The 19,977-nt window shown below is 67.1% G+C and carries 17 protein-coding genes; 6 read left to right on the forward strand and 11 right to left on the reverse strand.

Going from position 1 to position 19,977, the window contains the following annotated elements:
- Positions 1–195 precede the first annotated feature (195 nt).
- Positions 196–1,608, forward strand: coding sequence for an NAD(P)H-dependent flavin oxidoreductase (locus tag ACQY4T_RS18220; RefSeq protein ID WP_428533617.1), 1,413 nt, complete (start codon positions 196–198; stop codon positions 1,606–1,608).
- Between the two features lie 609 nt (positions 1,609–2,217).
- Here ACQY4T_RS18220 and ACQY4T_RS18225 read toward each other — a convergent pair.
- The 3 genes from ACQY4T_RS18225 to ACQY4T_RS18235 all read right to left on the reverse strand — a co-directional run bounded on the left by ACQY4T_RS18225 (position 2,218) and on the right by ACQY4T_RS18235 (position 4,918).
- The gene (locus ACQY4T_RS18225) at positions 2,218–2,937 is read right to left on the reverse strand and encodes a hypothetical protein (protein WP_428533619.1); all 720 of its coding nucleotides are present in this window, start codon (positions 2,935–2,937) and stop codon (positions 2,218–2,220) included.
- A gap of 249 nt (positions 2,938–3,186) precedes the next feature.
- The gene (locus tag ACQY4T_RS18230) at positions 3,187–3,327 is read right to left on the reverse strand and encodes a hypothetical protein (RefSeq protein ID WP_428533621.1); all 141 of its coding nucleotides are present in this window, start codon (positions 3,325–3,327) and stop codon (positions 3,187–3,189) included.
- Between the two features lie 184 nt (positions 3,328–3,511).
- A complete protein-coding gene (locus ACQY4T_RS18235) occupies positions 3,512–4,918 on the reverse strand; it encodes an alkaline phosphatase family protein (RefSeq protein ID WP_428533623.1) in 1,407 nt (468 codons plus the stop codon).
- Positions 4,919–4,950: 32 nt separating this feature from the next.
- Between ACQY4T_RS18235 and ACQY4T_RS18240 the strand changes: the two genes are divergently transcribed.
- Positions 4,951–5,256: a hypothetical protein gene (locus ACQY4T_RS18240; protein ID WP_428533625.1), complete on the forward strand. Its 306-nt coding sequence runs from the start codon at positions 4,951–4,953 to the stop codon at positions 5,254–5,256.
- Positions 5,257–5,320: 64 nt separating this feature from the next.
- Here the strand turns inward: ACQY4T_RS18240 and ACQY4T_RS18245 are convergent, their stop codons facing one another.
- The 4 genes from ACQY4T_RS18245 to ACQY4T_RS18260 form a co-directional block, all read right to left on the reverse strand.
- Positions 5,321–7,324, reverse strand: a complete 2,004-nt coding sequence (locus tag ACQY4T_RS18245; protein ID WP_428533627.1) for a methyl-accepting chemotaxis protein — start codon at positions 7,322–7,324, stop codon at positions 5,321–5,323.
- 87 nt (positions 7,325–7,411) lie between these two features.
- Positions 7,412–8,467 (reverse strand): ferrochelatase, encoded by a 1,056-nt coding sequence (gene hemH / locus ACQY4T_RS18250; RefSeq protein ID WP_428533629.1) that lies wholly within the window; start codon positions 8,465–8,467, stop codon positions 7,412–7,414.
- Positions 8,457–9,488: a uroporphyrinogen decarboxylase gene (gene hemE / locus ACQY4T_RS18255; RefSeq protein ID WP_428533631.1), complete on the reverse strand. Its 1,032-nt coding sequence runs from the start codon at positions 9,486–9,488 to the stop codon at positions 8,457–8,459. The genes hemH and hemE overlap by 11 nt, the downstream gene beginning before the upstream one ends.
- A 12-nt stretch (positions 9,489–9,500) precedes the next feature.
- Entirely contained in the window at positions 9,501–11,153 is a 1,653-nt protein-coding gene (locus ACQY4T_RS18260; RefSeq protein ID WP_428533633.1) for a tetratricopeptide repeat protein, read from the reverse strand.
- A 237-nt stretch (positions 11,154–11,390) separates the two neighbouring features.
- Here ACQY4T_RS18260 and ACQY4T_RS18265 point away from each other — a divergent pair, with 237 nt between their 5' ends.
- Positions 11,391–12,467, forward strand: a complete 1,077-nt coding sequence (locus ACQY4T_RS18265) for a fatty acid desaturase family protein (RefSeq protein WP_428533635.1) — start codon at positions 11,391–11,393, stop codon at positions 12,465–12,467.
- Between the two features lie 9 nt (positions 12,468–12,476).
- Here ACQY4T_RS18265 and ACQY4T_RS18270 read toward each other — a convergent pair whose 3' ends face one another.
- Together ACQY4T_RS18270 and ACQY4T_RS18275 are read right to left on the reverse strand one after the other, a co-directional pair.
- Positions 12,477–12,878 (reverse strand): response regulator, encoded by a 402-nt coding sequence (locus ACQY4T_RS18270; protein WP_428533637.1) that lies wholly within the window; start codon positions 12,876–12,878, stop codon positions 12,477–12,479.
- Positions 12,879–13,059: 181 nt separating this feature from the next.
- Positions 13,060–14,328, reverse strand: a complete 1,269-nt coding sequence (locus ACQY4T_RS18275) for a hypothetical protein (RefSeq protein ID WP_428533639.1) — start codon at positions 14,326–14,328, stop codon at positions 13,060–13,062.
- Between the two features lie 467 nt (positions 14,329–14,795).
- On the opposite strand from ACQY4T_RS18275, the gene ACQY4T_RS18280 reads away from it, so the two are divergent.
- On the forward strand, positions 14,796–14,918 hold the full coding sequence (locus tag ACQY4T_RS18280) for a hypothetical protein (protein WP_428533641.1): 123 nt from the start codon (positions 14,796–14,798) through the stop codon (positions 14,916–14,918).
- A gap of 4 nt (positions 14,919–14,922) precedes the next feature.
- Here ACQY4T_RS18280 and ACQY4T_RS18285 read toward each other — a convergent pair whose 3' ends face one another.
- On the reverse strand, positions 14,923–15,477 hold the full coding sequence (locus tag ACQY4T_RS18285; protein WP_428533643.1) for a DUF2459 domain-containing protein: 555 nt from the start codon (positions 15,475–15,477) through the stop codon (positions 14,923–14,925).
- A 332-nt stretch (positions 15,478–15,809) separates the two neighbouring features.
- Between ACQY4T_RS18285 and ACQY4T_RS18290 the strand changes: the two genes are divergently transcribed.
- Both ACQY4T_RS18290 and ACQY4T_RS18295 read left to right on the forward strand, forming a co-directional pair.
- On the forward strand, positions 15,810–17,030 hold the full coding sequence (locus ACQY4T_RS18290; protein WP_428533645.1) for a CaiB/BaiF CoA transferase family protein: 1,221 nt from the start codon (positions 15,810–15,812) through the stop codon (positions 17,028–17,030).
- A gap of 2 nt (positions 17,031–17,032) precedes the next feature.
- Positions 17,033–17,923 carry an HpcH/HpaI aldolase/citrate lyase family protein gene (locus ACQY4T_RS18295; RefSeq protein ID WP_428533647.1) on the forward strand — a complete coding sequence of 297 codons (891 nt, stop codon included), beginning with the start codon at positions 17,033–17,035 and terminating at the stop codon, positions 17,921–17,923.
- A gap of 219 nt (positions 17,924–18,142) precedes the next feature.
- On the opposite strand, the gene ACQY4T_RS18300 is transcribed toward ACQY4T_RS18295, so the two are convergent.
- Positions 18,143–19,930 (reverse strand): c-type cytochrome, encoded by a 1,788-nt coding sequence (locus tag ACQY4T_RS18300; protein WP_428533649.1) that lies wholly within the window; start codon positions 19,928–19,930, stop codon positions 18,143–18,145.
- Between the last annotated feature and the right edge of the window lie 47 nt (positions 19,931–19,977).

The following is a 19,977-nucleotide window of genomic DNA, read 5'->3' on the forward strand; positions in this document are numbered from 1 at the left end:
GGCATGAGCCGGGTGATGACTGGGTCTCCGATGAACAGCTCCAGTCATGCCGAGGTGGGGCGAGCGAGGACGCGAACACGGCCGGGTGGGTTGCGACCCGGTGACGAAATCATGCCTTGAGCGGGCACAACAATAACGGGGGTCATAGTGACCTCAGGGCTTGCCAGGGGTTGGCCATTCAAGGGACATGCGGCCATGCGACTGATCAACGCGATACGGATGGGCGGAGTTGACGTGCTTCCGCTGGTGGAAGGCGGCAAGGGGGTGTCGATCTCCAATGGGCTGTCCGCCGGCAATTGGGCGCTGGCCGGTGGTGTCGGCACGTTCAGCGCGGTGAATGCCGACAGCTTCGACGTCAACGGGCGGGCGATCCCGCAGGTCTATCATGGCCGCACCCGGCGCGAGCGGCACGAGGAACTGGTCGGCTACGCGGTGCAGGGCGCGCTGGCGCAGGCCAGGCGAGCGTGGGAGGTGACCGGCGGCAAGGGGCGGATCCACGCCAACATCCTGTGGGAAATGGGCGGCGCCGAACGCATCATCACCGACGTTCTGGCGCAGGCCAAGGGCATCATCAACGGCATCACCTGCGGCGCCGGCATGCCGTATCGGCTGTCCGAGATCGCCGCCAAGTTCAATGTGCACTACTACCCGATCATTTCCTCGGCGCGCGCGTTCAATGCGTTGTGGAAGCGGGCCTACTCGAAGACCGCGGAATTGCTGGGCGGCGTGGTTTACGAGGACCCCTGGCTTGCCGGCGGGCATAACGGTTTGTCCAACGGCGAGGACCCGCTGCGGCCGGAAGACCCGTTTCCCAGGGTGATGGCGCTGCGCAAGGTGATGCGTGACTTCGGCCTGCACGACACGCCGATCATCATGGCGGGCGGGGTCTGGTGCCTGGAGGAGTGGGAGAATTGGATCGACAACCCCGACCTCGGCCCGATCGCCTTCCAATTCGGCACGCGCCCGCTGCTGACGCAGGAAAGCCCGATCGGGGACGCCTGGAAACAGCGGCTGATGACCCTGAAGGAGGGCGACGTCTTCCTCAACCGGTTCAGCCCGACCGGGTTCTACTCCAGCGCGGTGAACAACGGGTTCATCCAGGAACTGCGGGAGCGCAGCGAGCGCCAGGTCGCCTTCACCAGCGAGGCGATCGGCGAGCACATCGCGGAATATGGCGTCGGGCCGCGCAAGCGGACGGTTTACCTGACCGCCGGTGATCGCGCGCGCGTCCTCGGCTGGGAACGGCAGGGCTTCACCGAGGCGCTGCGCACTCCGGATTCGACGCTGGTGTTCGTCACGCCGGCGAAGGCGCGCGAGATCCTAGCGGATCAGACCGCATGCATGGGTTGCCTGAGCACCTGCCGGTTCTCCAACTGGGCGCAGCACGAGGCGGACCACAGCAACGGCAAGAAGGCTGACCCGCGCAGCTTCTGCATCCAGAAGACGCTGCAGGACATCGCCCATCAGAGCGACGAGCCGGCGGCGGTGGAGCGCAACCTGATGTTCAGCGGCCACAACGCTTATCGGTTCAGCAAGGACCCGTTCTATTCGAACGGGTTTATTCCGTCGGTGAAGCAGTTGATGGAGCGGTTGCTGACCGGGCGGTGAGGGCGGACGATTTTTGTTGACCGCGGCACGCGTTGGCGCTTTGGGTTTGCTCGCAGGCGGGGCGGGTTGTTTTCGTCGAGACCGTTGTGGATGGGTGAGACTTTGACGCTCGCTGGCAGGTGCGCGTTGGGGCTGTGGCCGATGGGTCAGGCGTTTTCGTGGTTGATCGGTTCGGTTTCAACACGAAGACACAATGACACCAAGATTTCTGAGTGTTTTGGATCTATGGGGTTCAGCGTTGATTAAAGCGACTGGCGCGCGTTCTGCTCAACGCTGAGCTGGTGCCGGGTACCTCGTATTCGCGCTAGCGCTTTGTTTTAGCGTATGATTCATGCGCCTTGGACGCTGCGCCTGGGACGCGGTCAAATGCGGGGCCGATTGGCCGGGATGCGCGCCGGAAGCATCGACCAGACGGCTGAAGAATGACCCCTCCTTGCTTTGTGTCATTGTGTCTTCGTGTTGAATTGGACCGAGCGGCCGGACTGGTCGCGGCGATCGTGCACGTTGGCGACGCCACCGCGCCTAACCCACGGAACTACAGGGTGTCAGGCGGACGGGGTGTCAGGCGGACGGGGTGTCAGGCGGACGGGGTGTCAGGCGGACGGGATCTCAGGCGGACGGGGCAGCGCCCGGCGGGATCGTGGCGTGGGGCGGGATCGTGGCGTGGGGTGGTGTGGCGGCGTGGGGCGAAATCGCGGCGCGGGCGGCGATGAGGGATTCGCGTATCCAGGCCGGGGGTTCGTCGGGGATCAGTTGCGCGGGGAACAGCCGGCGGGCAGCCTCGGGGTCGGATTCGGCCAGACGCTGACGGGAGGCCTCGATCATCAGCTTGGTCTGGCGCAGCTTTTCGATGACCTCAGCATCCTTAGCCGCAGCCTCGGGCGCGTCTTCATCGACTTGGATGTAGTGGGCGGGGATGTGGTCGGCGGGGATGTGGTCGGCGGGGATGTGGTCGGCGGGGATGTGGTTGGCGGAGATGTCGTGAGCCTGGCGTTTGTCCAGGCTTTGCTGGGCCTGGTTGGCGTGGCGATTGACGTTGTTGGCGCAGGCGCGGAAGCGCAGCCGCATCGAAGGCGTCAGATCGGCGCCCTCGGCTTCGGCCATCGCGCTGAGCGCGGTCAAGGTGCAGGCGATGAGCTTGGCGGCGGCAAACAGTTCGGCGCGGTTGCGCGGGCCGTAGGAGGCCAGGGATTCGAGGATTTCGGTGCTGGTAGCGGCGAAGTCGGGGCAGTCGATGGAGAAATACGGCATCAGGAAGCGGACCACGGTTTGCAACGTCCGGCTGGCCAGCAGGGCGGCGGGGAGTGTGGAGGAAGCTGAAGCCGACATTGACATGAGGATGGCGGGTCCGGGGTTTGGGTGGGAACCGGGGGGAATCTGAGTGGGATCTGGACGGATCGAGCGTTCGGTCGGGTTGCGGCTGTTTGTTTTTTGTTCTTATCGTTTTTTACGAGATAAAGCAAGAACAAAGTGTGGTTGGTCCGAGCGTGACGACGTTAGCGAGGCGCTGCCGCGAGGCGCTGCGCGGCATGTGGCGCGGATGAAGGCGGGTCGTGATTCTGCCAGACCGGAATCGTCTCAACGTTGCTGGTCGAACCCCTGGACGGTCCAGCGCAGCGGCGCCGGATCGACGCGGATTTCGCCGACGCGCGAGCGGTTCAGATCGGCGATCAGCACCATGCCGCCGGCCCACATCACCAGCAGCAGCGAGGTCAGCACGACCTGATGGGGTGCCGGACGAGCCTAGATGGTAACCCATCGCACCGATCGCCAGCATCGAACCGCCCATCAGCATCCACGACAGATCGGGGGGCGCCCGGCTGTCGAACGCGAACCGCTCGTTTTGCGCGGCGCCGAACATATCCAGCAGGGCGGTCAGTAATCAAAATTCGCCAAAGGTCAGTCAGCGGCGCCGTCCAAACAACCGCGACAGCCTGCCAAACAGGCCACGGTGATGGCCTCGGCCAAGGCTCGAAGTGGGTCCGTGATCGTCGAGGAAGCCCCGGGTCCGATCGACCGCCAGTCGTCCCTGCGCGATGCTGTCGTCTAGCGCCTCGTGCGCGCGGGCCATCAGCGCGCCGCGGTGCCCGGGGTGGTCGATCAGGCTTTCCAGATGCTGTGACAGGCCGAACAGGGACGCCTTGAACCCGGTCAGCCCGGACACGCCGCGGGCCGGCTGGATGTCAGGCGCGACCGGCGCCGGCGGCAGGTCGGTGCGCGGTTCGCTTCGCCAGTGCAGCTCGGCCAGGGGGTCGTTCGCCTGGCTTGCGCGGGCGCCAAGCGGCTTGACGCCGGGCCATTTGCCGGCGGCCATTTTCAGCAGGCTGGTGTGGTCATAGACGGCGTGCGCGACGCCGGGATCGAGCAGCGGGGAGACGAAGATCGCCGGCACGCGAAAGCCCAAACGATCGAAGCCGAAGTTCTGCGTGTGATTGTCCGGCGGCACCGTCCTGGGCGGTACGACATGATCGAAGAAGCCGCCGTGTTCATCGTAGACCACGATCAGAAGAGTGCGCTCGAACAGGGCCTGGTTGGCGCGCAGCGGGTTATAGACCGCGGCGATCAGCGCGTCGCCGCGCATCACGTCGTGCGGCGGGTGCTGGTCGTTCTGGTCGGGGCCGAAATAGGTTGGCTCGATGAAGCTGTAGGCCGGCAGGTCGCCGGCGGCGGTATCGGCCTGCCAGTGGCGGAACGCGCGGTAGTTGCGCAAGTGGAGCCACTGATGCGTCAGCACCAGCGATTGCGGCACATCGCCGTAATAGATGCGCCACGGCACGCCGGCGTCGGTCAGCTCGTCGTAGAGCGTTCGCTCGTCGTAGAGGTGCAGGCCCGGGTTGAACAGGCTGGAGGGTTCGGCGACGTGACCCAGTGCGGTGCCGCTATGGGCGAACAGCCGGTTCATCCAGGTCGGCCCCGGCATCGAGGCGAACCAGTGGTCGAAGACAACGCCGTGTTCGGCCAGGGTGTGCAGCGCGGGCAGGAAGCCGCGCGGGTACCAGGCCATGATCTCGCGGCGTTCCTCGGGCGTGCTGGCCGGGTGGGTGCGCACATAGTCGGTGACGAAGCCCTGGTTGGAGCCGCCGTCGAGTTGGGCGATCGAGTTCGCCAGGTAGTGCAGCGGGTCGCGATCGATGTTGCGGGTGCGGGTTTCGCCCTGCAGCACGACGCCGCCGTCGACGCCGTCGGGGTTGGAGGCGGGATGCGCCGGATCGATGCCATCGACGTCGCGGCCAACGGCGCCCATCCAGCCCAGCATGCGGTCAAAGCCGTTGTTCTCCATCATCAGCACGACGATGTGGTCGATCGGCATGGCGGGCTGGGCTCCTGGGTGCGTGGCAGCAGGTGAAACGCCGTGGCGGTGGGTCGGAAGTCAAGACCGCGCATGTGACGTTTCCGCTGGGAACCTCGTGGATAAACCTGCCGCTCAATACCCGTGTTCTCGGTCGGCTTGGTGGGAATGCAGTCCTTACCGACTATCCGCTGTGGTGCCGTTGCGCGAAACCAATGTTCGATCGGTCAACGGCGCCGCGCGTCGTGAAGGATGAGGGTCATGTTGCGGGTTACGCGGCTGTGGAACTCGTCGCGGGCGACACGGCCTGGTTCCGCGAGGATTGCTTCACGGTCATTGCGAGCGCCGAGATCGAGTAAGCGGCGAGTTGCCGTTGCCTGATCCAAGCCCAGCCGGGCTGCTATCTCAATCCGGTCGAGGCGCCTACGCCGCCTTGACCCCGGCGATGTAGCCACCGACCTCACTGCGAAGCTGTTCGGCTTGCCGGGAAAGTTCCTGCGCGGCGCCCAGGACCTGATTGGCCGCGGCGCCGGTGTCGTTGGCACCCTGGCTGACGCCGACGATGTTCGACGAAACCTCCTGGGTGCCGGTAGCAGCCTGTTGCACGTTGCGGGCGATCTCCTGCGTGGCGGATCCCTGTTGTTCGACTGCCGCGGCAATGGCGGCGGCGATAGCGCTGATTTCACCGATCGTCGTGCTGATTCCGCGAATGGACTCCACCGCATTCCTGGTCGCGGTCTGGATCTGGGTGATTTGGCGGCCGATGTCGTCGGTCGCCTTGGCGGTCTGCGTGGCCAGGCCTTTGACCTCGGAAGCGACCACGGCGAAGCCCTTGCCGGCATCACCGGCCCGGGCCGCCTCGATCGTCGCGTTCAGCGCCAGCAGGTTGGTCTGGCCGGCGATGTTGCTGATCAGGCCGACGACTTCGCCGATCTTGTGGGCACCCTCGGCCAGCGCCTGCACCACGTCGTCGGTGCGCTTGGCATCCTCCAGCGCCTTGCCCGCGACCTTCGCCGACTGCGCCACCTGGCGCGAGATTTCGGTGATCGAGGACGTTAACTCCTCGGCCGCAACCGCCACCGTCTGCACGTTGGCACTGGCCTGCTCCGCTGCCGCGGCGACCGTGGTGGATTGCTGCGTCGTCTGACCAGCGGTGCCGGTCATCGATTGCGCGGTGGCCTGCAATTCGGTAGCCGCCGAAGACACGTGTCCGACCAATTCCCCGGCCTTGGCCTCAAACGCCCGGGTCAGCGCGTCAAGCCGCTGCGTCCGCTGGTCCTTGGCGTCGCGCTCGGCTGCCTGTTCCGCGGTCAGACGAGCGGTCTGGATGGCGTTTTGCTTGAACACCTCAACCGCGCGCGCCATGTGGCCGATCTCATCACTGTTCTCGCGTGCCGGGACTTCGACATCATGATCGCCTTGCGCCAAGCGTGTCATCGCCTCGGTCATGCTGGCAACCGGACGCGCAATGCCGCGGCCGATGACGAAGGCCAGGGCGATACCGATCAAGCCGGCGACGCCAGCCACGATCGCCTGAAGCCACATGGTCCAGCCTGCGTCGGCTTTCGAGGAGGCCGCATTTTCGTCGAACCCTTGCTGCAGCGACGCCAGCGCCTCGTCAGTCCGTTTCTGCATCGATGTGATAGCCGGCCGCAATCCATTGTTCAGGCGATCAGTGCCTTCGATCAGACTGGCCGAAGCCCGTTCAAAGCTGACCGCGTATGCCGTGAGGGCTTGGCGAACCGGACCGACCAGCGGTTTCACACCGTCGTCCGCTAGCTGCTCGAAACTGTCCAGCGCCGCTGTCGCCTTCGCCTGGCTTGCCTTGAAGGTTGCCGGCCCCTTGGGATCGAGCGTCGCGAGGAAACGCCAATTTGCCACCCGCACCAGAAGCATCGCTGCGTCCACCTGTCCGGCCGCCAGTGACAGCTTCGCGTCGGCTCCGGCAACGCTGACGTCGACCAGCCGTCCGGTTGCCGCGGTCAGCACGTCACCGCCGGTAAACAGCTTCGCCCGTTCGGCGTATCCGGTCTGATAGGCCCGCACAAACGCCTCACGCTCGGTGATGGCCAGGCGGAGCGCCGCGGCAATCTCGCCGTATAGCTTGCGATGCTGCTCGGACGATGTCGCCTGGGCGGCTTCGGCCAACAGTGTCGAGGCGCGCGCTTCGGCCTGGGTCATTTCATTCAACGACGCCGGATTGGCCTCGATACGGAACCGGTTGGCGGCTCGCTGGATTTTATCGAATTGTCTGTCGATCTGCTGCACCCGCACCACGTTGGCGGTGATCGCCTCCATCTTGCCGACCGATTGCGTCACATCCGACAAGCCAACCATGCCGAACGCGGCAATCCCCAGGCCCAGCGCAACCAGCGTGGCAAATCCAGCAAAAAGTCGCGCGCGTAAACCGAGACGAAGGAACTGCATTGGGCCTCCAAAGGGGCGTGTTCGGACGCCTCTGGTTAGGCCATGGAGGTTAAGCAAGTGCTAAGGCAAGGCGGTTGGCGAGCCGGCTCAAGCCGCTTCGGCCATCGCCGCAAACGGGCACCCAGCGCAGCCCATGTCGCACAGCCGGCCGCCGGAGCCGCTGCACAGTCCCGGGCCGAGCCGCCTGGCCCGCCGCACCAGGCCGGCCAGCGCGGCGATGAAGCCGGCATCCGCGTTCTGCGTCGGCACCCGGAAGTAGCCGGGAACGCCCATCTTGTCGGCCAGTTCGCGGTATTCGACGTCGAGTTCGACCAGGGTTTCGGTGTGCTCCGAGACGAAGGCGATGGGCACAACCAACACTGCGGTCTTGTCCCTAGCGGCGCGCTCGACCTCGCCGTCGGTGCTGGGTTCGATCCATTTTTGCGGCGTGGCGCGGGACTGGTAGCAGATGGTGTGGTCCACCGTGGCGCCCCACGCCGCCAGCACCGCGGCGACGGTCTGCTCGACCTGCCACTGATAGGGATCGCCGCCCTTGATGATGACCTCGGGCAGGCCGTGCGCGGAGAACAGCACGCGCAGCGGCACCGTGCTGTCGAGGGTGGTCCGGGCGCGTTCGTAGGCGGCGCTGACGAGTGCGGCGGTGGCGGCGGCGAACGCCGGGTCCACCGGGTAGCAGCAGAGCATGGTGGTTTGCGCCGCCAGCCCGGCGCGCGCGGCGGCCTGTCGCCACGCAAGTAACGAACTGCCGGTGGTCGTGGTCGAATACTGCGGATAGAGCGGCAGCAGCATGATCTCGTCGGGTGCCCAGGCCTTGACCGCGCGGGCTGCCTCCAGGCTGAACGGGTGCCAGTAGCGCATGGCGATGAAGCAGCGTGCATCGACCTCGGGCAGCGCGGTCTGCAGGGCGGTTGCCTGTTGCTGGGTCAGCCCAAGCAGCGGTGACTGGCCGCCGAGCAGGGCATAGTTGGCGGTGGCGGGGGCGACGCGAGCTCGGGCGATGATGCGGGCAAGAAACGGTCGCACGAAGAACGGCACCCGCAGGATCGCCGGATCGCTGAACAGGTTGAGCAGGAACGGCCGGATGGCCTCGGGCCGGTCCGGGCCGCCGAGGTTGAACAGGACGATGGCAAGCTTATCCGGCACGAACCTGCTCCAGCAGCGCCGCCACGTGTTCGGGCGGGGTCTGCGGCACTATCCCGTGGCCCAGGTTGAAGATGAACGGGCGGCCTTTCATGGCGTGCAGGATTGAAGCTGTTTCCGCCGCCATCGGCGCACCGCCGGCGACCAGCGCCAGCGGGTCGAGGTTGCCCTGCAGCGCCATCCTGGGCGGCAGCATCGCCGCTACCTTGGCGATATCGCTGCCGGTGTCGACGCCGATGGCGTTCACGCCGGTGGCGGCGTAGTCGCCCGCCAGCAGTGCCGCCAGCCGGGGAAAGCCGATCAGCGGCAGCCCCGGATGGCGCGCCTGCAGCGCCGCCACGATGCGGGTGGCTGGCGCCACGCAATGGGTGCGGAACAGCGACGGCGACAGCACGCCGGCCCAGGAGTCGAACAGCATTAGGACCTCGGCGCCGGCGCTGGCCTGGGCGGAGAGGTATTCGATGGTGGCTTCGGTCAGCACGTCCATCAGCCGGCCGAACAGTGCCGGCTGAGCATAGGCCATGGCGCGCACGGCGGCAAAATCCTTCGAGCCGCCGCCTTCGACCATGTAGCAGGCGACGGTGAAGGGGGCGCCGGCGAAGCCGATCAGGGTGGTGTCGGCGAAGCCTTCCGCGGCCAGTCCGGCTCGCACCAGGCGGACGGTTTGCATGATCGGCGCAAGCCGGTCGGCAACCCTGGCCGGGTCAAGGGCTTCGACGCCGGCGGCATCGCGCAAGGGCGGCAGCACCGGCCCCTCGCCCTGCTTGTATTCCAGTCCGTGGCCCAGCGCCCAGGGCAGCATCAGGATGTCGCTGAACAGGATCGCCGCGTCGAAGCGATAGCGTCGGATCGGCTGCAGGGTGACCTCGGCGGCGAGGTCGGGGGTGGTGCAGAGCGCGACGAAATCAGGGACGCCGGCGCGCACCTTGCGGTATTCGGGCAGGTAGCGCCCGGCCTGGCGCATCAGCCACACCGGTGGTGGCCACACCGCTTCGCCGTTCAAGCTGCGCAGCAAGGGTTTCATCGGAACGTCCATTCATCGCAGGTGGCACCGTTCCGACTGTGTCCAAGCTATCGGCGCGACGGTCAAGCGACGAACGCACACTCCCGCATGCCGCCTGGGGGGGGTGCCGAGGCCGCGGAATATGGCCATGGCCTCGAGCGAGGCGGCGGCACGGGCCATGGCGCCGGGCCAATCGCCTGGCTGGTCCTGGCGGAAGATGGTCAATCCGGGGTACCAGGGACTGTCGCGGCGCCCGCTGAGCCAGCGCCAGCAGCCGTCGTAGCGATCCAGCAGGAACACCGGCTTGCCGAGCAATCCGGCCAGGTGCACGACGGAGGTATCGACGCTAATCACCAGATCGAGTGCGGCGATGATGGCGGCGGTGTCGGCGAAATCCGTCACCTCCGACATCGGGTCGAAGATCTCGGCGCCCGGCGGGAGGGTCTGGCGGGCGGCCGGGCCGGCTTGCAGGCTGACGAAGGTCACGCCGGGCACGTCGAGCACCGGCTGAAACGCCGCCAGGCCGGCGCTGCGCCGGCGGTCCAGAGTGCCGAAGCCGGGCAGCGAGGGGCGCGCCTGGCCGGCCCAGACCAGGCCGACGCGCAGATCGCCGAGCGGCAGCCGGCCGGCCCAATGGCGCAGCAGATTTGGGTCCATCGCGACCTCCGGCACCGCGGGGATGCTGGCGACCGTGGTGCCGAACACCCGGGGCAGGCTGAACATCGGGCAGACCAGGTCATGCGCCGGCAGGCGGCGGCGGTCGGTGACCACGGCGGCGACGCCCGGCGCAGCGGCCATCAGCCGCGCCAGCGGCCGGGGCACGAAAGCCACAACCCGCGCGCCGCGGGCGGCGAGCAGCGGTATGTAGCGCAGGAACTGCAGGGTGTCGCCGAAGCCGTCCTCATGCAGCGCCAGGATAGTCATCCCGGTCAGCCGGTCTCCGGGGTTCAAGGAGGGCATCAGCCGGCCGGGTTCGACCAGCGGCACTTCGGCAAGGTCGAGCCTGGCTTCGTAATCGGTCCAGGCCTCGGTCCAGCGGCCAGCCTTCAGCAGTGCGACCGCGCGGTTGACCAGGTGGCGCGGATCGCCGCCGCCGATCACCACGGCGCGGTCGTGGGCGGCGATTGCCTCGTCGAAGCGGCCCTCGATCTTCAGCACCATGCCGAGGTTGGACCAGCTTGGCGCGGCGTCCGGGTTCAGTGTGACGGCACGATGGAAACTCTCCGCCGCCGCGACGAACCGGTTGAGCTCGGCTTGCGCCAGCCCGCGCAAGTGGTGGCCGGCGGCGCTGTCCGGGCGGTCTTGCAGGATGCGTTCGGCTTCGCCGGGCTGGCCGTTGTCGAGCAGGAAACTGGCGAAGCCGAGGCGCAGGGCGTCATCGTCTGGGGCGAGCCGCATGCAGGCGCGGAACTGGCGGGCAACCAGGGTGCGGGGCAGAGGTGGGCGCAGCCGGGCGAAGTCGGCGCAGGGATGATCCGGCTGGGAACGACCGGTGGCGGCCTGGTTGAGGATCGGCGCGGCGCGGTCACTCTCGCCCATCGCGGCGACCGCCAGACCTAGCATGCGCAGCGCCTCGGGGTCGGCGGGATCGTCCGCCAAGGTGGCTTGGGCGGCGGCCTCGGCCTGGTGCCAGGCGCCGGAGGACAGCAGCCGAGCGACCGCCGCCAGTTGTTCAGGTGACGCCATCGCCTGGTCTCCGCGAAAGCGCCAGGATGACTGATCAAGGTTAACAGCGGGTTAGCGGCGGCGGTCCGTGGGGGCGGCTCGTGGGGGCCGCGTCGCAGTGTTGTTGGCGGCAATCCGAAACGTAATTTGCATGCTGCTTCCGGCGGACCATTTCGGCTAAGTATACCAGCGTACCATGCCCAGGCGACGTGTCCATGTGCGTACGCCGCCAACCTCCGGCCGACGAAAAGACCCTGCATGAACGGACAGCCCTCGCCGCACCGGCACGACCGGCCGGAGCCCGATCGCGGCGCGATGCTCGCCAGGCTGGCTGCCTACCAGACGCCTTCGGCCGGGCGCAGCGTGGCTCAGCTTGGCATCACCGCCGCGCCGTATGCGGCGTTGCTGGGGCTGATGTATTACGCCTATTACCACCTGTCGCCCTGGCTGAGCCTGGCGCTGGCGGTGCCGGCCGCGGGGCTGGTGGTGCGGCTGTTCATCATCCAGCACGATTGCGGCCACGGGGCGTATTTCCGCTCGCGCTGGGCCAACGAGACGGTTGGCTGGCTCTGCGGGCTGACAACGTTCACGCCATATGCGCTGTGGCGCCGCCACCATGCCATGCACCACGCGGTGTGGAACAACCTGGACAAGCGTCCGAGCGGCGGCGACATCTACTCCGGCTGCCTGACGCTGGCCGAGTATGAGGCGTTCTCGCCATGGCGCCGGTGGCTATACCGCGTCGCGCTGCATCCGCTGGTGTCGCAACTGCTGCTGCCGCCGGTGGTGTTCATCCTGCTCTACCGCATCCCGCTGGACGCCCCGCGCGGTTGGCGCAAGGAACGCATTAGCGTCTGGCTGACCAACCTGGGCATCGGCGGGTTCCTGCTGACGCTGACGCTGTTGCTTGGGTGGCAGCCGGTGCTGGTCGTGCAACTGCCGGTCATTACGCTGGCCTCGATCATCGGTGTCTGGCTGTTCTCGGTGCAGCATCGGTTCGAGCATACATTGTGGGCGCGGCAGACCGAGTGGACCGCGGCCGGCGCGGCGCTGTACGGCAGTTCCTGGCTGCGGCTGCCGAAGGTGCTGCAGTGGTTCACGGGAAATATCGGCTTCCATCATGTGCACCACCTGATGCCTCGGGTGCCGAATTACCGGTTGCAGGCGGCGCACCGGGCCGATCCGGCGTTCGCCGCCCATGTCACCGGGCTGACGCTGTGGCAGGCGCTGCGCGCGCCCAGCTTCACGCTGTGGGATGAGGCGCGCGGTGCGATGGTTCGCTTCCCGCGGAATCTGGGCGCCGGGCGGCGGCGGGCTGGGGTTAGCGGCGGGTGACGCGGCCGATCATGCCGCCACGCAGGTCGAGCGGAAGGCGGGGTCATCGGCGCGGGTGTCGAGTAGCCTGCGTGCCAATGTCGAGACCGAAGCGGCGCTGTAGGGCTTGGCGATAAATCCGTCGCGTGCGCCGAGCTGGTTCTTCAAGCTGTCGGGACGGCCGCTGACATAGATCACCGGCAAATTCTGATAGCGTTGCTTGGCCGCCGTTGCCACCGTATTGCCGTCAGCCAGGCCGGGCATGGCGATATCTGTGATCAGCAGGTCGAACGTGCCGGGCTGGGCGATCAGGCCGAGCGCGTGGTCGCCGTTGGTGGCCAGGACGACGTCGAAGCCGTCTTCCAGGAGGAATTCGGCGATCCACAGGCGGATCAGGTATTCGTCCTCGACGACCAGGATGCGTTGGGTCATGGACGCGGCCGGGGGATCAGTTGCAAGCGGGCGCATCGACCTCCATCCGGGGTATGAAACCATCAACGGTAGCTGTTTTCGGGCATGACTTCGTAAACTTCAAGCAAACAGATCGTTCGCTTCCGTGAAAAATATTGCGCTTGCGTTAAGCTTCGTTATTACGCCGTCACCATGAGTTATTTCAGGGCTGAAGGCCGCGGAATCCGGTGGGTCGGCCGAAATGCGCGCGCGCCACATAGGTTGCGTGGTTAAGCTGCAGCGCCGAAATGTGCGAGTTGTACATTGCCACGTCGCGGAAGTAGCGCTGCAGCCGGCTGGCTTTCCTGGTGGGCGCCGAGAGCGCGTTCTGGAACAGCAGCTCGACCGCCTGGCGCCCCAGTCCGCCGGCCTGCTGGGCCAGTGCCCAGAGCCGCAGATTGTCTTCGACGCTGATCGGCGTGCGATCGCGCTGCCAGCGCCGGCAATAGTCCATGTAGCGCTGTGCGACGCCGTAGAGAATGGTCTCCGCCGCCTCGGTCATCGCCAGCGCCTGGCCGAACGGTCGCAGGTAATCCGGATGGTCGGCCCATGGCAGGCTTGGGTCGGCCAAGGAACGATTGGCCAGCATCAGGGCCTCAAACTCGTCGAGCGCGGCCCACGCGGCGCCGACAACCGGGGCCACCAGCGAGCAATGATAGGGGCCCATGAGGCGCCCGAGATACATCGGGTTGTTGTGCAGCCGTGTGCCTGGCGTGCCGTGCTCCATGCCGTCGGGGCGCGCCGCCATCCAGTCGAGCCGCACCGCCATGTTATCGGGCACGAAGGCATCGGTCACCCGCGCGCTGTTGGAGCCGCTGGCGCGCATGCCCAGGGTGCGATCGCCGCCCCAGTCGTCGAGGATCTGGAACGCGGCGCGCGGCACCACGACCTGGCGCGCCTCGCCGGTGGGGGGATCGAGCAGCGCGCCGCACAGCAGATGCGTGGCGTAGGGGATGCCGGAGCAGTAGTTCCACTGTCCGTTGAGGATGTAGCCGCCCGCGACCGGGCGCAGCGTGCCCATGGTCGCCGGCCGGTGCGGGGCGATGAAGTGGCCATCGGCGCCGAACAGTTCGCGCTGCGCCTGCTCGGGCCAGTGTGAGCCGACGACGTAGGCGTGCGAGCCGCCGAGCGAGAGGCACCAGCCGGCGGCGGGATGGCCGCGGGAGACCTCGACGATCAGGCGGTAGCTGGTTTCGAGGTCGAATTCGTAGCCGCCGAACAGCCTGGGCTGGGTGATGCGGTAGAATCCGGCGCGGAGGAACGCCTGGTGGGTCTCGGGCGCGTAGCAGCCGCGCTCGTCGGCCTCGTCCTGCTGCTGGCGCAGCAGCGGGCGCAGGGCGATGGCTCGGTCGAACAATTGGTCCGGGGTCAGGCCGGGTTCGGGGACCGGGATCGTCGCGGGTCTTGCGGTGGTGGAAAGGTCCAGGTTCACGAGGTTGCTCCGGGCGGCCAAGGCGGCTGATACTACCCCGTTCAGGCGGCAGGCCAACCGGTCGCGCGGGGTGCCTGGTGCGGTGGGCCGGAGCGAGCGATCCGATGCGCGCAGCGTTCGATCCGATGCGCGTAGTGATCGACCCGACGCGCGTAGCGATTGATCCGGGTTGATCGCCGGTATCGAGGCGGCGGCGCGTCGCCGCGGACCTGGACACGCCATGACCGGCGTGGTTGAAGGCGGCCCGGGGGTGCGCCTGTCAGGTGATCGCGCCGCGCAACGGACCATGCAAAGCGCGCGTGCGGCCTGTCCAACGAGGAGCCAAAGTATTGCCCGGCTGTGGAGCCAGCCGGGGACGTTCCGCGGCGCCTGCCGCCACACCATGGTTTGTTGTCAGACAACGATCGTTGAACGGCACCGGTCAGAACCGCGTTTTATGCTGACCGGCGCCACTGAAGGAAATGCCGATGCGCCTTGCCCTGATTGCCCTGTTGTTGCCGCTCGCCCTGGCGGGCTGCCTGTCCTTCAGCAGCAGCGATCCGCCGCCGCCGGCCAACCACACCACCGTGGTGGCGCCCCCGGCACGCTGAAGTCCTAACGCTGTCCTGATGCGGCCTGGCGTGCGCTGATCCAGCGCGCCGGGCCCATCACCTGGCCGGCGAACAACACCCCTATCGAGGCGACCGGCAGGCCGGCGTCGCGCAGTGTCTCGGCGGTCCAGGTATTGCAGGTGTAGAGACCGTCATAGGTGGTGCGCGCGGCATAGAACACGCTTCCCGGATAGGGTCCCTCGGCCAGCAACAGCGGGCGGCCGGACGGCGAAAGCTCGAGCTCGCGCCAGATCCTGCCTTGGATCCGGCGCATGGTGCGGCCGGACAGATGCAGCACTACGACGTTGTGTGCCCCGAACGCCTGTTCCGGGGTCGACGCCAGCGCGGTCATCAGGAGTGCGCTGTGGCTCGGCAACAGGGCTGCCAGCATGGCGCCGAAGCTTTGTTCTCGGTTGACCACGAACTGGCGTTCGCCGAAGCCGAAGGTCAGGAAGCGCACGCCGGGGAAGCCTTGCGCGAGCGCCGAAAGCGGGGCAGCGAGCGCGGTGACCGGCAGGCTGATATCGGTGTGCCAACCGCGTCCGATGACGTAGATCACCGCGTTGTCCGAGGTGTCGGCTTGGGCAGGTTGGGCGGCTTGGGCCTTTGGGGCGGCTTGGGCCGGTGTCGCGCTTTGGTTCGTCGCGCTTTGGTTCGTCGCGGTTTGGTTCGTCGCGGTTTGGTTCGTCGCGGTTTCAGGCGGCGCTGTTTCAGGCGGCGCGGAACAGCCGGCGACGACGAGCAGCCCGGCAAGGCAGGCGAGGACCGACCGGCGACGTAGCATGATGACGCAGGCCTCTCCGCATGCAATCCATGGCAGAAGCGGCCCTTGCACGTCGACCGCATCTGACTGGACAATAGCGCAAGCAAAAGCATTGTCCCAAGGCCAACATGATTCCTCGTATCGACTTCGATCCGTCTGCCGCCGCGCCACTCGATGGTATCCGCGTGGTCGATCTGTCCCGCCTGGTGGCCGGCAACATGGTCAGCCTGCAGCTTGCCGATCAGGGCGCCGAGGTGATCAAGATCGAGGATCCGAAACTGGGCGATCCGCTGCGCGCGTGGCGCGTCAAAGGGTTGTCGTTGCACTGGAAAGTGTACGCGCGGAACAAGAAGAGCCTGGCCATCAACCTGCGGGCGCAAGCTGGCCGCGATGCGCTGCTGGATCTGCTGGCGACCAGTCAGGTGCTGATCGAGAACTATCGGCCCGGCACGCTGGAGCGGATGGGGCTTGGGCCTGAGGTGCTGCACGCGCGCAACCCAGGCCTGATCATCGTGCGGATCACCGGTTTCGGCCAGGACGGGCCGTATCGTGACCGGCCCGGCTTCGGCACGCTGGTGGAGGCGATGTCGGGGTTCGCCGCCAAGAACGGCTATGGCGACCGTCCGCCGGTGCTGCCGCCGCTGGCGATGGCCGACATGGTCTCCGGGCTGTACGGCGCCTATGCGGTGATGATCGCGCTGCGTGTGGTTGAGCGCGGCGGACGCGGCCAGGTGATCGACCTGCCGCTGCTGGAGCCGATGATCTCGGTGCTTGGGCCGGACGCGGCGACCTTTCGGGTATCAGGCGACAAGCCGGCGCGCACCGGCAGCCGATCGCTGACCACTTCGCCGCGCAATGTCTACCCGACCAGCGACGGGCGGTTCATTGCGATCTCGGCCTCGATCCAGGCGATGGCGGAGCGGTTGTTCCGCGCGATCGGGCGGCCCGAAGTGATCGAGGATCCCAGGTTCCGCACCAACACCGACCGGGTGCGCAACATCGATGCGTGCGACGGCATTGTCGCCGACTGGATCGCTGAGCGCACGCTGGCGGAAAACATGGCGGTATTCGAGGCGGCCGAGGTCACCGCGACGCCGATCTATGAGATCGATCAGTTGCTGGATGATCCGCATGTGCAAGCGCGCGGGGTGATCGTCGAGGCGCCCGACGCGGAGGCGGGTTCCGTGCTTATGCACAACATTATTCCGCGGCTGTCGGACACCCCCGGCAAGCTGCGTTCGCCGGCCCCTGACCTGGGGCAGCATACCGCCTCGGTGCTGCAGTCGATCGGCTACGATGCGGACAGGCTGGCGGCGCTGGCGGCCGATGGGGTGATCAAGGAGGGCTGACGATGCGCGACGACCTGCCGGTGTGGCGATCCCTGATGTTCATTCCGGTGACGGCGGAAAAATTCGTCCGCACCGGTGCCGATCGCGGTGCCGACGCGATCATCCTGGACCTGGAGGATGCCGTCGCGCCGTCGCAGAAGGATCAGGCGCGGACGCTGATCGCGGCGGCAATTCCTCAGGTCGCGCGCAACGGCGCCGATGTGGTGGTGCGGGTCAACCGGCCGTGGCGGCTGCTGGTGCGGGATCTGGAGGCGGCGGTGATCATGGGCGTTCACACGCTGATGCTGACCAAGGTGGACAGCCCTGAACACGTGATAGCGTGCGGCGAGATCGTTACGGAACTGGAAGATGAGCGAGGGCTAGCGGCGGGCGGCATCAGGTTCATTGCGCTGGTGGAGAATGCGGCCGGGTTCTTTCGCATCGAGCAGATTGCCCGCTGCCATCCTCGGCTGGTCGGCATCAGCCTGGGGTCGGAGGATTTTGCCGCCGATGTCGGCATGCAATCGGAGCCCGAGGGGCTGTTCTATCCGAAGCAGCAGACGATCTTCGCCGCACGGGCGGCCGGGATCATGCCGATGGGGTTCATCGGCTCGATCGCCGATTTCCGGGACCAAGAGGCGTTTCGCGCGATCGTGCGGCGGTCTCGGCGGCTGGGGTTCATGTGCGCCAGCGCGGTGCATCCGTTGCAGGTCGCGGTGCTGAACGAGGAGTTTTCGCCCGATCCGGCCGAGGTGGAACGGGCGCGCCGGATGATCGTGGCGTATGACGAGGCGTATGCCAGGGGGCTGGGGGCAGTGCAGTTCGAGGGCGCGATGATCGACGTTCCCGTGGTGGACCGGGCGCGTTCCGTGGTGAAGCGGGCGGCGGCATTGGGCGCTCGGGTGAGGGCGTGAGGGGCGGGGTGTGGTCGTCCGCGTCCCGACGCTTTCTCACGCCAAGCTGGGGTTGCGAGGCCGCAAGTCGTGGGTGACCGGGCCAAGCCCGGTCACCCACGGTTTGGATTGCCGAGCCCGGTCATGACACGGTTGGATTGCCGAGCGCGGTCATGACACGGTTTGGGTTGCCGAGCTCGGTCATGACACGGGGGCGTGCGCGGTCATGTGGTGGGCGGGTCAGTGGGCGTCGCGGTGACTGATCGCCCAGACGTAGTCGGCGACCGCGGCGACGTCGGCCTGCGAGAGCTGTGCCCCGCCCATCGGCGGCATCGCGCCGGTGTGGTCCTTGGGTTTCGGAACGCCGCTTTCGATGGTGCGGGTGATCGCCGGCACGCTGCCGTCGCCCCAGCTCCATTTGTTGTCGGCCAAGTTGGACCCGACCTCGGAGCCCATGGCGTCGGTGCCGTGACATCCGGCGCAGGTACCGCCGTGGGCGCCGTGGAAGATCTGCTCGCCGAGGGTGACCTGGTCGGGTGATCCGCCGGGCGGGGTCGGTAGCGGCTTGCCGGCGTCAGGATGGATGCCTTCGGGCGGCGGCACGTTTGCCGAGGCCGCTGCCAGGGTGGCGGAGGGCGCCGCAGCCGCGGCGAGCTTGGCGGCCTTGTTGCCGCCCTGATAGGTTACCTTCCAGATCCGGCCGCCAATGTCGTCGGAGATATACATCGCGCCATCGGGGCCGACCGCGAGGCCGGTCGGACGGTGCAGTGCGCGGCCGGGTTGCTTGTCGGGGCCGGCGAAGCCGTCGGCGAAGACCATGAACGGGCCCGCGGCTTTGTCATTGGCCAAAGGCTGGAACACGATGGCGTAGCCGCCCTGTGGGCCCGGCGCGCGGTTCCACGAGCCGTGGAAGGCGATGAAGGCACCCCCCTTGTAGGCCGTGGGGAACTCGTTACCCAAGTAGATCACCATATCGTTCGGCGCCCAGTGCGCCGGGAACGCGGCGATCGGTTCCTGCTTGTGGGCACAGACGCCGAGTTTCTTGCCGCCGTCGCCGCCATATTCCGGCGCCAGCACGAGCTTCTTCTGGTCGTAGTCGTAGTAGCATTCGGGCCAGCCGAAATCGGCGCCGCGCTGCAGGTGGACGAGTTCCTCGGCCGGCTCGTTCTGGCCCTCGGTCTGGTTGTAGAGCTTGGGGAAATTCTCCCACAACTGGTCGCGGCCGTGCTGGGTGCCGATCAGGCGCCCGGCGGCGTCGAACGAGAAGCTCTCGCCGTTGCGCAAACCGGTGGCGAAGCGTTCGGCCGGGGAGAAGTGCTGGTTCAGCTTGTTGGCGTCGTAGCGCCAGATGCCGCCGCGGGTCAGCAATTCGGTACACGGCGTGACGCCGGGCACGTTCGGCATGCGGTTCTCGCTCTGGCAGGAATTTGTCGCCGATCCGAGGTCGACATAGAGGTCGCCTTTGGGATCGATGCCGAACGGGTGCATCGGGTGATCGCCGGTGACCGGCATGCCGGAGACGATGGTCTCGGGCTTGGTGGTCGGAGCGGTGCCGTTGGCCGGCAGCTTGTAGCGGACGATGCGGTCGTTGGTCTCGGCGTAGACGTAGCCCTTGTAGATGCCGATGCCGGTGCCGCCGTGGTCGCCATCCGCGGCGGTCGGGCCGAAGCGGACGGTCTTGTCAGCCTGTCCGGCGCCCTTGGCGGCTTGCAGGGCGATCAGGAAGCCGCCTGCCGGAGGGGTGTCGTTATGGTAATAGCGGCCACTCCAGGTGTTGGCGTAGAGCACTCCATCCGGCGCCACGGCCATCTGGCGGACGTGGCCCAGCTTGTCGGCGAAAACCGACGCGCAGAAGCCCGGGGGGAGGGTGATGCCACCGGCATCGCCCGGGCAGGCGGTGGGCTGTGCCGGTTGCGCCGACTGGGTCTGGGCCTGGGCCGGCGTGCCGAGACCGAGCAACAGCGTGGTGGCGAGCGCGGTGGCGGCGGTCAGCTTGGACTTTCCGGCGAATCTTGTCTGAGAGTTCATTGGCGCAAACTCCTTGGATCGGGTTGGATCGGTGGTCTCGACAGAAC

The sequence above is a fragment of the Rhodopila sp. genome (assembly GCF_965277825.1).
Taxonomy (GTDB): Bacteria; Pseudomonadota; Alphaproteobacteria; order Acetobacterales; family Acetobacteraceae; genus Rhodopila.